9 protein-coding genes are annotated in these 12351 nt (G+C 73.0%); all 9 read right to left on the reverse strand.

Going from position 1 to position 12351, the window contains the following annotated elements:
* Positions 1-49 precede the first annotated feature (49 nt).
* The 9 genes from ACZ303_RS09320 to rimP all read right to left on the reverse strand — a co-directional run bounded on the left by ACZ303_RS09320 (position 50) and on the right by rimP (position 12321).
* The gene (locus tag ACZ303_RS09320) at positions 50-1015 is read right to left on the reverse strand and encodes a bifunctional riboflavin kinase/FAD synthetase (RefSeq protein WP_467336770.1); all 966 of its coding nucleotides are present in this window, start codon (positions 1013-1015) and stop codon (positions 50-52) included.
* 51 nt (positions 1016-1066) lie between these two features.
* Positions 1067-5005 (reverse strand): serine protease, encoded by a 3939-nt coding sequence (locus ACZ303_RS09325; RefSeq protein WP_467336772.1) that lies wholly within the window; start codon positions 5003-5005, stop codon positions 1067-1069.
* A 295-nt stretch (positions 5006-5300) separates the two neighbouring features.
* Positions 5301-6206 carry a tRNA pseudouridine(55) synthase TruB gene (gene truB / locus ACZ303_RS09330; protein ID WP_467336774.1) on the reverse strand — a complete coding sequence of 302 codons (906 nt, stop codon included), beginning with the start codon at positions 6204-6206 and terminating at the stop codon, positions 5301-5303.
* Entirely contained in the window at positions 6203-6652 is a 450-nt protein-coding gene (gene rbfA / locus ACZ303_RS09335) for a 30S ribosome-binding factor RbfA (RefSeq protein ID WP_467336776.1), read from the reverse strand. The genes truB and rbfA overlap by 4 nt, the downstream gene beginning before the upstream one ends.
* A gap of 31 nt (positions 6653-6683) precedes the next feature.
* On the reverse strand, positions 6684-6977 hold the full coding sequence (locus ACZ303_RS09340; protein ID WP_467336778.1) for a DUF503 domain-containing protein: 294 nt from the start codon (positions 6975-6977) through the stop codon (positions 6684-6686).
* A 132-nt stretch (positions 6978-7109) separates the two neighbouring features.
* Entirely contained in the window at positions 7110-10193 is a 3084-nt protein-coding gene (gene infB, locus ACZ303_RS09345; protein WP_467336780.1) for a translation initiation factor IF-2, read from the reverse strand.
* A gap of 173 nt (positions 10194-10366) precedes the next feature.
* Positions 10367-10645: a YlxR family protein gene (locus ACZ303_RS09350; RefSeq protein ID WP_467336781.1), complete on the reverse strand. Its 279-nt coding sequence runs from the start codon at positions 10643-10645 to the stop codon at positions 10367-10369.
* Positions 10646-10798: 153 nt separating this feature from the next.
* Positions 10799-11785 carry a transcription termination factor NusA gene (gene nusA / locus ACZ303_RS09355; RefSeq protein ID WP_467336783.1) on the reverse strand — a complete coding sequence of 329 codons (987 nt, stop codon included), beginning with the start codon at positions 11783-11785 and terminating at the stop codon, positions 10799-10801.
* 2 nt (positions 11786-11787) lie between these two features.
* Positions 11788-12321 (reverse strand): ribosome maturation factor RimP, encoded by a 534-nt coding sequence (gene rimP, locus ACZ303_RS09360; RefSeq protein ID WP_467336785.1) that lies wholly within the window; start codon positions 12319-12321, stop codon positions 11788-11790.
* Positions 12322-12351 lie beyond the last annotated feature (30 nt).

The raw sequence follows: 12351 nt of genomic DNA on the forward strand, positions 1-12351 counted from the left end.
GGCCCCGGGCGGCAGTCGCGCCCGGGGCCCTTCCTGTACCGAAAACGTGCTATCGCGCGACCGCGTCCCCCGCGTGCGCCGCCACCAGGTCGCGCGCCCGCTTCACATCGCCCGCCATGCACAGCAGCAGCGCCTCGATGGAGTCGAACTTCTCCATGCCGCGCAGATAGGCGAGGAAGTCCACGGCCACGTGGAGCCCGTACAGATCGAGGTCGGTGCGGTCGATCGCGTACGCCTCGACGGTCCGCTCGGTCGCGTCGAACTGGACGTTCGTGCCGACCGAGATCGCCGCCGGCATCGTCTCCTCGCCGACGACCAGCCAGCCCGCGTAGACCCCGTCCGCCGGGATCGCGGTGTGCGGCAGGGTCTCGACGTTGGCGGTCGGATAGCCCAGCTCGCGGCCGCGCTGCGCGCCGTGGACGACGACGCCCTCGACGCGGTGCGGGCGGCCGAGGATCTCCATGGCGCCCGCGACGTCGCCCTCGGCGACCAGGCGCCGGGTCAGGGTCGAGGAGAACGGCAGTCCACCGCCCGCCTCACCGGTCACATACAGGTCGATGACCTCGACGTCGTAGTCGTAGGTGGCGCCGAGCTCCTCCAGGAAGGCGACGTCGCCGGCCGCGCGGTGGCCGAAGCGGAAGTTCGGGCCCTCCACGACGAGCTTGGCGTGCAGCTTGTCGACGAGCACCTTCACCACGAAGTCGGCGGGCGAGAGCTTCGAGAACTCCGCCGTGAACGGCAGGATCAGCACCGCGTCCACGCCCAGCTCCGCCATCAGCTCCGCACGCCGGTGGTGCGGCGCGAGCAGCGGCGGGTGGCTGCCCGGCCGGACGACCTCGCTGGGGTGCGGGTCGAAGGTCACGACGACCGCGGGCACGCCGAGCTCCCGCGCCCGCTCCACCGCGCGGCCGATGATCAGCTGGTGCCCCCGGTGCACCCCGTCGTACGAGCCGATGGTGACGACGCTGCGCCCCCAGTCCTGGGGGATGTCCTCCAAGCCACGCCAGCGCTGCACTGTGCCCGCTCCTCGCCCGAACTCGAACTTTTGTCTGTTGATTACGCAGGTCTAAGAGTGCCATGCCGGTTCGCGGCGGTCGGCATCGGCCGGTCCACTGACTGTCAGGTCTTCGTCATCTCTTTCCGAGGTCAGCCTGATCCGCGCCCGGGGGCCGACCACGACCGCCCACTGCGCGGGCGCGGACCGCAGCCAGCCGCGCACCTGGGCGCCGAACACCGGGACCTCGCGGGCCAGCTGGGTCAGCCGCCGGTCGAAACACGCCGCGCCCTCGGCGGTACGGGCCATCAGCAGGCCGATGCGGTGCACGAGGTCGCGCGTACGGGCCTCGGCGCGCACCCCGGAGCCCGCGGCCACCGCGCGCAGCAGGGCGTCGAGGACGGTGATGTCCCGCTCGAACGGCCCGTACTGCTCGCGCTCCAGGAGCACCTCCAGCAGCTCCTGCCGCAGGGGCCGCGACACCTGTGTGCCGGGGTCGGCCAGCACCGGCGCGAGGGCGCGGCGGACGTGGGCGGAGCGGTTGCCCAGCAGCTGCACGACGAGCGGGAAGAGGACCGACCGGGCGGCGGGGCCCGCTTCGAGGCGCCGGTCCACGAAGGCCGCCGCGTGGGCGGCGCCCTCGGGGCGGTGCTCGACGTGTTCCTGTACGAGCGCGGCGGCGCGGCGGGCGAGGGCCGGGGTGCCGACCCCGGCGAGGGCGCCCAGCACCTCGCCGGGCCCGTCCCCCGGCTCGTACAGCCGGGCCCGGAAGACCGCGAGCACGGGCTCGGGGTGGGTGGTCAGGGCGGCGGCGAGGGCCTCGGCCGGCAGGTGCGGGTCGCCGGCGGCGAAGCGGACGAGAGCCTGCGGGAGGTATTTGCCGCGGGTCTCGGTGTCGCGTACGAGGAGGGAGAGCGCGGTGCCGTGCAGGGTGCCCTCGGCGGGGCGGGCGAGGAGGGCCAGCGCGGAATAGCGCAGCAGCTCGCGGTCGGCGTCGGTGGTGACGTGGGGTGCGGCCTTGAGGGCGTACGCGGCGGCGGCGACGTGGCGCTCGATGCGGTCGTCGTGCGCCCAGCGGTCCACGGCCCGGCAGACGGCCGAGGGCTCGTCCTCGGCGAGGGCGACCAGCAGTTCGTCGGCGCGCGGATGGCCCGCGTCCACGAGGGCCTCGGCGAGGTCGTCGACGGCGTGGTGGCGGTGGGTGTGGAGGAGGACCTGGGCGGCGGTCGAGACGGTCGGGCGCACGCGGTCGCCGTAGGGCGGGCCCTGGAGGGGGCGCTCGTCGGTGAACCAGCGGCACAGCAGGGCCTGCGCGGCGCAGGGGTCCTCCGCGAGCACGGTCGCCACCGTGGGCAGGAAGCGGTCGCTCTGCGGCGGGATCGCCGGGGTGTACGGCTCGGGCTGCTGGGTCTGGGCCGCTCCGGGCGGCGGGCCGTCCGCGGGGACGAGCGTCCGCAGCAGGTCGAGGCGGTCGGCGAGGCCGAGGGGCAGCCGGAGCCAGAACCAGGGCCCGAATTCGGCGAGGCCGCCCAGGGGCCCGCCGGGGTCGCTGTGGAAGCCGCCGATGTCGAGGGAGCGGGTGGTCAGGCGCTCGGCGAGCAGCCGCAGCGGGCCGAGGTAGGGGGTGGCGTCCGGGACGCGCAGGAGGGTCTCGCCGAGCAGGTGCGCGGCCCACCAGGCGGGATCGGGGAGGACAGGGCCCGGCTCGTCGGCGTTCTCGGCGGGCTGCCGGGGGGCCAGGGAGAGGGCCTCGGCGGCGTGGACGAGGCCGTCGAGCCGGGCGCACAGCGCGGCGGGACCGGAGCGGCGGCCGAGGAGGAGCAGCGCCTGGAGGACCGGGCCGATGCGGTGGCGGGGCACGGGCACCGGCTTGGGCCGTGCCTTGCCGCGCGCGGCGCCGCGGTTGCGGCGGCGGGCGGCGGCCGTCTTCGGGGGCCTGCTGGAGCCGGGCGGCGGGGGGACGTGTCCTTCGGGCGCGGGCCCGGCGCCCGGCCGGGACGGCAGGCGGGGCTCCGTGTCGGTGGGCGGGCTCTGCGGTTCGTACCAGCGGTGGACCAGGGCGTGCAGCGCGGCGTCGAGGTCGAGGTGCGCGCCCTGCAGCCAGTCGGCGAACTCCTCGTGCGCGAAGCGGTAGCCGGTGCCGGCTGGGACGAGGAGGCCCTCCGTGAGGATCGCGGAGGCCCAGCCGTTGCGCCAGGGGAACAGCTCCTCGAACGCCTCGCGGTCCAGCTCCCCCTGGCCCGGGCCCAGGCAGCGCCGGGCGGCCTCGTGCACCTGGCCGGCCACGCGGGCGGCGAGCCGGCGCACGGCGGTGCCGCGCAGGGGCGGCCTGCGGTCGGCGGAGAGCCGGACGGCGATGCGCAGGCAGATCAGGTCGAGGTAGGCGGAGAAGACGTCCCAGCGGTCCGGGGGCCGGGCGCCGTCGTCCCGGCCGGCCCCGGCCTGCTCCATGCCGCAGGGCAGGGCGGCGCGGACCTCGGCGAGCAGGCGCAGGGCGAGCGGGTGGGCGGCGTCCGCCTCCTGGATCGCCTCCACGGGGACGGCGTAGGAGGAGCGGGCCGCGGCGGCCTGGCAGGGGGTGAGGTCGGTGAGGCGCACACAGGGCGGCAGGCCGCGCTGGGTGGTGGTGTCGGACGGCAGATGGAGGACGGACGGCGGGAAGAGGGCGCCGGCGGTCTCCCAGTGCTCCGGCCGGCAGGCGATGACGAGCCGGGTCGCCGTCTCCTCCAGCCACTCGGCGGTCGCGGCCGTCCAGGCGGGCATCGCGTGGGCGAGGACGGGGGGCACTTCCTCGGGGCCGTCGAGGATGACGAGCAGGGGGCGGCCCACCCGGTGGGACAGGGCCGCGAGGGACTCGGGGGTGGCCTCGGCCGGATCGCCGACCGTGCCCGTCGCGCCGGCCGAGGCGGTCACGATGCGGCCGGCCGTCTCCAGGGACCGTTCGACGGCGTCGCGTACGCTGCCGTCGCCGTCCTGGAGGTCGGCGCCCCGCAGCCAGATCGTGGGCGCGGGCTCCATTCCCCGGGTGCGCCGGGAGGCGAGCGCGCCGAGCTCGGTCGTCCGGCCCGTGCCGGGGCCGCCGACGAGCCCGAGCACCCGGGGCCGGGCGGCATCGGGGTCCTCGGGGACGGGCGGCTCGCCGTCGAGGTCCGCCGCGGCGGGGCCCGGCCATCCGTCGCCGGGGTCCGCCGGGCGGCCGGCGGACAGGCCGGCCGGTCCGGTGTGTTCCTCCTCGGGTCGGCCGTGGCCGGTGTCCAGGAAGCGGGCGAGCTCCCTGGCGATCTCGGGCCGGTCCACGGGGTCGCGCCAGAGCCGCGAGGTGGTGACCGGGCCGAGCGACGTCGCCGTGAGCTGGAGGGCGCCGGCGAGGTTGAGGTCGGGGCCGTAGGCGGGGACGGTGGCGCCGTTGCGCTCCAGCAGGACGGCGAGGGGGCCGTCGGGGGACGCCTCGGCGGCGGCGCGCAGCGGGATCGCGAAGCCGCCGGAGCGGCGTTCGGCGTGCAGCGCGGTACCGAGGACGGCGACGACGGTGCCGGTGCGGGCGTCGAGCACGGGCCCGCCCGTGGCCTCCTCGCCGAGCCGCAGACCGTCGCGCTCGCCGACGGAGAGCTCCACGGCCGCGTCGAGCAGATGGAAGCGGTCGGTGGCGGTGTAGGTCACCAGGGCCTCGCCGACGATCCGGGCGTCCTGCCAGCGGCCGGCCCGCAGCCGGACGTCCGCGCCCTCCTCGACGCATTCGATGGCCGCGACGGGCAGCGGCTGCACGCCGAGCCCCTCGGTGCGCACCAGCGCGAGATCGCAGCCGGGCAGGGGGGTGACCGCTTCGGCGCCGACGAGGCAGGTGCGGTCGCCGGGCGCGAGCAGGACGAGCCGGGCGAGGCCGTCGACCGCCTCATGACTGGTGATCATGGTGCCGCGGTCGTCCGCGAGGAATCCCGTCCCGCGCGGCCGCCCGGCGAGGTCTCTGATGCGCACCAAATTCTCGTCCACATCGGTCCGTCGACCGCTCATCCGCCGAACCTCCCCGCCGTGCACTTACTGCGACGGTAGGCAGAGGATGATCGGCAGGACAGATCGCACCAGGAACGCGCCCCCTTCCACCCCCTCTTTTCACTCCGAGCGCCTGCCCAATGGGGTGAATCCTCAGTGCGGGATGGATAGAGAGCTAAAGGGAGGGGGATCGTGGGGCGGGAGCGTGTCTTGCGACGCACTCCCGCCCCACGGTGTTCTCGGGTGCTCCCGGGCCGCGCCCGTCCTACGGGTTCATGACCCGAGGCTGGGCCCACGGGCCCCTCGGGGCCGGGGCTCAGCCGAAGACGGCCAGGCTCTTCGCCTTGCCGCCCTGGTTCTCCACGAGCACCAGGAAGCGCCCGTCCGGCCCGAAGACCGCGATCGGACCCGTGGTCTCGAAGAGCGGGACCTTTATCCGGACGCCGTTGCCGAGCAGGCGCGCCTGCTCCTCATTGACGTCCCAGCGCTGGAAGGCCGCCTCCGCCGCCTCGGCGACGGGCATGATGTCCAGCTTCTCCTGAAGCTGGTCCAGCGTGCGGGCGTCGCCCAGCCCGTACGGGCCGACGCGGGTGCGCCGCAGCGCCGTGAGGTGGCCGCCGACACCGGTGTCCGCGCCCAGGTCGCGGGCGAGGGCACGGACGTACGTACCGGACGAGCAGACGACGGAGACCAGCAGGTCCTGCACCGGCGTGCCGTCCGCCGCCTCCGCCGGGTGCACCGCGTGCACGGCGAAGGTGGAGACGGTCACCGGGCGGGCCGGGATCTCGAAGTCCTCGCCCTCCCGGGCGCGCTTGTACGACCGCTTGCCGTCGATCTTGATCGCGCTGACCTTCGACGGCACCTGCATGATCGCGCCGGTGAGCTTGGCGACCGCCGCGTCGATCGCCTCACGGGTGACCGCCGAGGCGTCGGCGGAGGACGTGATCTCGCCCTCCGCGTCGTCCGTGACGGTGTTCTGCCCGAGGCGGATCGTCGCGACGTACTCCTTCTCGGTCAGCGCGAGGTGACCGAGGAGCTTGGTCGCCCGCTCGATGCCGAGGACGAGCACACCCGTCGCCATCGGGTCGAGCGTCCCCGCGTGGCCGACCCGCCGGGTCCGCGCGATACCGCGCATCTTGGCGACGACGTCGTGCGAGGTGAAGCCGGCCGGCTTGTCGACGATGACCAGGCCGTCCGGGGGAGCTGGTGCCTTCTGCTTCATTCGGACGCTGCGCCCTCGTCCTCGCCCTCGCCCGGCTTGCGGTACGGGTCCGCTTCACCGGCGTACGTCTTGCCCGAGGAGACCTCACGGACCTCCTCGTCCTTGGCCTTGGCCTTGGCGAGCAGGTCGTCGATCGTCCGGGCGTTGTCGGGCAGCGCGTCCGGGACGAAGGTCAGGGTCGGGGTGAAGCGCACACCGGTCTCCCGGCCGACCGTGGAGCGCAGGATGCCCTTGGCGCTCTCCAGGGCGGCCGCGGACGCGGCGCGCTCCTCGTCGTCGCCGTAGACCGTGTAGAACACGGTGGCTTCCCGGAGGTCGCCGGTGACACGGGTGTCGGTGATGGTCACATAGCCGAGCCGCGGGTCCTTGATCCGGCGCTGGAGCGTCTCCGCGACAATCTCCCGGATGCGGTCGGCCAGCTTGCGCGCCCGCGCGTTGTCGGTCATGCGCCTACTTCTTTCTTCTTCGGTTCAGTCATCAGTCGTCGTCGCCGTGGATCCGCCGTCTCACGGACAGCAGCTCCACCTCCGGCCGCGCGGCGACGAGGCGCTCGCAGCGGTCCAGTACGTCGGTGAGGTGGCCCGTGTCGCCCGAGACCACCGCAAGCCCTACCCGGGCCCTGCGGTGAAGGTCCTGATCGCCGACCTCCGCCACACTGACCGCGTACTTGCGGGCCAGCTCGGCGACGATCGGGCGGACGACGGAGCGCTTCTCCTTCAGCGACCGTACGTCACCGAGGAGGAGGTCGAAGGACAGCGTCCCTACATACATGCGTTACGGGTGAAGCCCACCCGGGAGGCGTGAGGTGTACCTGATACCGGTTCTTCGAAACCGTACACGCAACGGCCGGGGCCGATCGACGGAAATACTCTCCGCCGACCGGCCCCGGTCGTTCTCCGCAGATCAGCCGCGCGGCTTCTCGCGCATCTCGTACGTCGCGATGACGTCGTCGACCTTGATGTCGTTGAAGTTTCCGAGGTTGATACCGCCCTCGTAGCCTTCGCGGATCTCGGTGACGTCGTCCTTGAAGCGACGCAGACCCTGGATCGTGAGGTCCTCGGCGACGACCTTGCCGTCGCGGATGAGGCGCGCCTTGGTGTTGCGCTTGACCTCGCCGGAGCGGATGAGAACACCCGCGATGTTGCCCAGCTTGGACGAGCGGTAGATCTCGCGGATCTCCGCCGTACCGAGCTCGACCTCTTCGTACTCCGGCTTCAGCATGCCCTTCAGGGCCGCCTCGATCTCCTCGATCGCCTGGTAGATGACCGAGTAGTAGCGGACGTCGACGCCCTCGCGCTCGGCCATCTGCGTGGCACGGCCCTCGGCGCGGACGTTGAAGCCGATGACGATGGCGTCGGAGCCGGTCGCCAGGTTGATGTCCGACTCGGTGACCGCACCCACACCGCGGTGCAGGATCCGGATCTCGACCTCTTCGCCGACGTCGAGCTGGAGCAGCGAGGACTCGAGAGCCTCCACCGAACCGGACGCGTCGCCCTTGATGATGATGTTGAGATCCTGGACCAGACCGGCCTTGAGCACCTTGTCGAGGTCCTCGAGGGACACCCGGCGGGTGCGCTTGGCGAAGGCGGCGTTGCGCTCACGCGCAGCGCGCTTCTCGGCGATCTGGCGGGCCGTACGGTCCTCGTCGACGACGAGGAAGTTGTCGCCGGCGCCCGGGACGTTGGTCAGACCGAGGACGAGGACCGGGGTCGACGGACCCGCCTCTTCCACGTTCTGGCCCTTGTCGTCGAGCATCGCGCGGACACGGCCGTAGGCGTCACCGGCGACCATCGTGTCACCGACGCGGAGGGTACCGCGCTGGACGAGCACGGTGGCCACGGCGCCGCGGCCACGGTCGAGGTGGGCCTCGATCGCAATACCCTGCGCGTCCTGCTCCGCGTTGGCGCGCAGGTCGAGCGAGGCGTCCGCGGTGAGGACCACGGCCTCCAGCAGGGAGTCGATGTTCAGACCCTGCTTGGCGGAGATGTCGACGAACATGGTGTCGCCGCCGTACTCCTCGGCCACCAGACCGAACTCGGTGAGCTGACCGCGCACCTTGGTCGGGTCGGCACCCTCGACGTCGATCTTGTTGACCGCGACCACGATCGGCACGTCGGCCGCCTTGGCGTGGTTCAGCGCCTCGATCGTCTGCGGCATGACACCGTCGTTGGCCGCCACCACGAGGATCGCGATGTCGGTCGACTTGGCACCACGGGCACGCATGGCGGTGAACGCCTCGTGACCCGGGGTGTCGATGAAGGTGATGGCGCGCTCTTCGCCGTTGACCTCGGTGGCGACCTGGTACGCACCGATGTGCTGCGTGATACCGCCGGCCTCGCCCGCGACGACGTTCGTCTTGCGGATCGCGTCCAGCAGTCGGGTCTTACCGTGGTCGACGTGACCCATGACGGTCACGACCGGCGGACGGGAGACGAGCATCTCCTCGCCGCCCTCGTTCTCACCGAACTCGATGGAGAACGACTCGAGCAGCTCGCGGTCCTCCTCCTCCGGGCTGACGATCTGAACGGTGTAGTTCATCTCGTCGCCGAGGAGCGTCAGCGTCTCGTCGGACACCGACTGGGTCGCGGTGACCATCTCGCCGAGGTTCATCATCACGGCGACGAGCGACGCCGGGTTGGCGCCGATCTTCTCCGCGAAGTCGGTGAGGGAGGCACCACGCGACAGGCGAATGGTCTCGCCGCCACCGCGCGGCAGCATCACGCCGCCGACGGACGGGGCCTGCATGGCCTCGTACTCCTGGCGCCTCTGCCGCTTCGACTTGCGACCACGACGCGCCGGACCGCCGGGACGGCCGAAGGCACCCTGCGTGCCACCACGGGCACCGGGACCGCCGGGACGACCACCGAAGCCGGGACGACCGCCGAAGCCGCCGCCACCGCCGCCGGGGCCACCGCCACCGGGACGACCGGCGAAGCCGCCGCCGCCACCGGGACGACCGCCGCCACCGGGACCGGCCGGACGGCCGGCGAAGCCGCCGCCACCGGGACGACCGGCACCGCCGGGACGACCCGCGCCACCGGCGCCGGGACCGCGACCGCCGCCACCGGGGCCCGGACGGGGACCGGCGGCCGGACGCTGCGGCATCATGCCCGGGTTCGGGCGGTTGCCCGCGGGAGCGCCACCGGGACGCGGAGCGCCACCGGGACCGCCCTGCGGACGAGGCATACCACCGGGGGACGGACGGGCGCCGCCCTGACCCTGGGGACGCGGAGCGCCACCGGGGCCGCCCTGCGGACGCGGAGCGCCCGGTCCACCCTGACCACCGGGGCGCGGAGCGCCACCGGGACGGGGGGCCTGCGGACGGGCCATGCCCGTGGAGCCGCCGGAGGTGAAGGGGTTGTTGCCCGGACGGGGACCGGCCGGACGTGCGCCGCCGGGGCGCGGGGCGCCCTGGCCACCCGGGCGCGGAGCGCGCTCGGGACGACCGCCCTCACGCTGACCGCCGTCACGGCCGGCGGGCGCCGGACGAGCCGGACGCGGGCCGGGGGTGGCGCCGGGGCGCGGAGAGGACGGGGCCTGCTGAGCGGGCTGAGCCTGCTGAGCCGGTTCCGGCGCGGAGAACTCCGCGGCGGGCACCGGGGTGACCGGCGCGGGCTTGGCCGGAGCCGGCTTGGGGCCGGGACGCGGGCCGGGGGCCGGCGCGCTGCCCGCGGGCTTGGGGGTGGACGGGGTGGAGGGGGTCTCCGCCGCCGGCTTGGGGGCCGGGGCAGCGGGACGGGGGGCGCCCGGCGTGGGGGCACCCGGCTTCGCGGGCGCGGCCTTGCGCGGCGCCGCGGGCTTCGCAGCGGACTTGCCGGCGTTGCCGCCGGGCCCCTGCAATGCGTCAGTCAACTTGCGGACGACCGGCGCCTCGATAGTCGAGGACGCCGAACGGACGAATTCACCAAGTTCTTGGAGCTTGGCCATGACGACCTTGCTCTCAACGCCGAACTCCTTGGCGAGTTCGTATACCCGGACCTTAGCCACTTCGCTCCTTCTAGGTCCGGGGTGTCCACCGGACCGTCGCTACTTCATGGGCGTACTCATCGCGTACTCATCGAGTGCTCATCGCAATCTCGACCTACTTCCAACTCGCGAGGTACCTGACCGCACGGTTTCCCGTGCCGTTCTTCTTACGGTGTTGCCTGTCTGTGCTGCCTCTACTCATCGATCTGTTCGATGTATTGGCGCAGTGCCGCTGTACCGAGCGGACCTGGGCTTTTGAAGGCCCGGGGGAACGCCCGGCGGCGGACCGCCAGGTCGAGACAGACCAGTGTGGGGTGCACGGAGGCACCCCGGCCGGGCAGCGTACCGCGAGGATCGGGGACACACTCGCCCTCGATCACCACGATCCGCAGCAGATCGCCCTTGGCCGCTCGCTCCCGGCATCCCACACAGGTTCGCTCAGGGCATGCGCGGGCATGCGTCCGGCCAGACACTGATTAAGTCTACCTCCCCGCGCCGACCGAGCCCCTGGGGGGCGGTGATCGGGCACGTATACGTTTCGGCCACGTTGTGCGGCCTGGGCGGGGGCCCGCCGTGGGCGGGTCCCCCGTATCGATCCGCGGCCCGGCCGGAGCCGGGCCCGCGGATCAGTTCTGGTCCGGCTCGGTGTCCGGGCGGATGTCGATGCGCCAGCCGGTGAGGCGGGCCGCGAGCCGGGCGTTCTGCCCTTCCTTGCCGATGGCGAGGGAGAGCTGGTAGTCCGGCACGGTCACCCGTGCGGAGCGGGCGGCGTAGTCCACGACCTCGACCTTGCTCACCCGGGCGGGGGACAGCGCGTGCGCCACGAGCTCGGCCGGGTCGTCCGACCAGTCGACGATGTCGATCTTCTCGCCGTGCAGCTCGGCCATGACCGCGCGGACCCGGCCGCCCATCGGGCCGATGCAGGCACCCTTGGCGTTCAGGCCGGAACGGGTCGAACGCACCGCGATCTTGGTGCGGTGACCGGCCTCGCGGGCGATGGCGGCGATCTCCACCGAACCGTCGGCGATCTCCGGCACCTCCATGGCGAAGAGCTTCTTCACCAGGCTGGGGTGGGTGCGCGAGAGGGTCACGGACGGACCGCGCACGCCCTTCGCCACCCGAACGACGTACGTGCGCAGACGCGTGCCGTGCTTGTACTCCTCGCCGGGGACCTGCTCCTGCACCGGCAGGATGGCCTCCAGCTTGCCGATGTCGACCAGGACGTTCTTGGGGTCCTTGCCCTGCTGGACGACGCCGGCGACGACGTCGCCCTCACGGCCGGCGAACTCACCGAAAGTGATCTCGTCCTCGGCGTCGCGCAGACGCTGGAGGATGACCTGCTTGGCGGTGGTCGCGGCGATCCGGCCGAAGCCGGACGGCGTGTCGTCGAACTCGCGGGCCTCCTCGCCCTCCTCCAGGTCCTGCGGGTCCTCCTTGGCCCAGACCGTCACATGGCCGGTGGCCCGGTCCAGCTCCACGCGGGCGCGGCGGCGGCTTCCCTCGGTGCGGTGGTACGCGATGAGGAGGGCCGACTCGATCGCCTCGACCAACAGGTCGAAGGAGATCTCCTTCTCTCGCACCAGACCCCGCAGGGCACTCATGTCGATGTCCACGGCTACGCCTCCTCTTGGCTCTCGTCGGTTTCGTCAGCGGCCTTCTCGGCCTTGTCAGCGGACTTGCGGTTGAACTCGATCTCCACGCGCGCCTTGGCGATCCCGCCGAAGGCCAGCCGTCGGGAGGTGGGCTTGCGGCCCTTCACACCCGGGACCTCGAGGTCGAGCCCCTCGTCGTCCACCGCGACGATACGGGCGACCAGCTCACCGCCCTCGGCCAGCTGGATCTTGATCAGACGACCGGTGGCGCGCACGTAGTGGCGGTGCTCGGTCAGGGGGCGGTCGGCGCCGGGAGAGGTGACTTCCAGGACGTACGGGGCGCCGCCCATGGCGTCGCTCTCGTCGAGCTTCTCGGAGACCGCGCGGCTGACTTCGGCGCACTCGTCCAGCTCGACACCCGCGTCGGAATCGACCACGACGCGCAGCACACGCCGCTTGCCGGCGGTGGTCACCTCGACCTCTTCCAGATCCAGCTCTCGCGCGCTGACGAGAGGGGCGAGCAATTCGCGCAGCCTCTCGCTCTGGGTGGTGCTCATCCGGGTGACTCCTCGGCCGCGTGTGCTGTT

The organism is Streptomyces sp. NPDC023527 (assembly GCF_055560115.1).

What these genes read in the sequence shown, in the direction of transcription:
- ACZ303_RS09340 (WP_467336778.1), bottom strand. Translation starts at nt 6,977, where the DNA reads ATGTATGTAGGGACGCTGTCCTTCGACCTCCTCCTCGGTGACGTACGG.
- rimP (WP_467336785.1), bottom strand. Translation starts at nt 12,321, where the DNA reads ATGAGCACCACCCAGAGCGAGAGGCTGCGCGAATTGCTCGCCCCTCTC.
- ACZ303_RS09325 (WP_467336772.1), bottom strand. Translation starts at nt 5,005, where the DNA reads ATGAGCGGTCGACGGACCGATGTGGACGAGAATTTGGTGCGCATCAGA.
- rbfA (WP_467336776.1), bottom strand. Translation starts at nt 6,652, where the DNA reads ATGACCGACAACGCGCGGGCGCGCAAGCTGGCCGACCGCATCCGGGAG.
- truB (WP_467336774.1), bottom strand. Translation starts at nt 6,206, where the DNA reads ATGAAGCAGAAGGCACCAGCTCCCCCGGACGGCCTGGTCATCGTCGAC.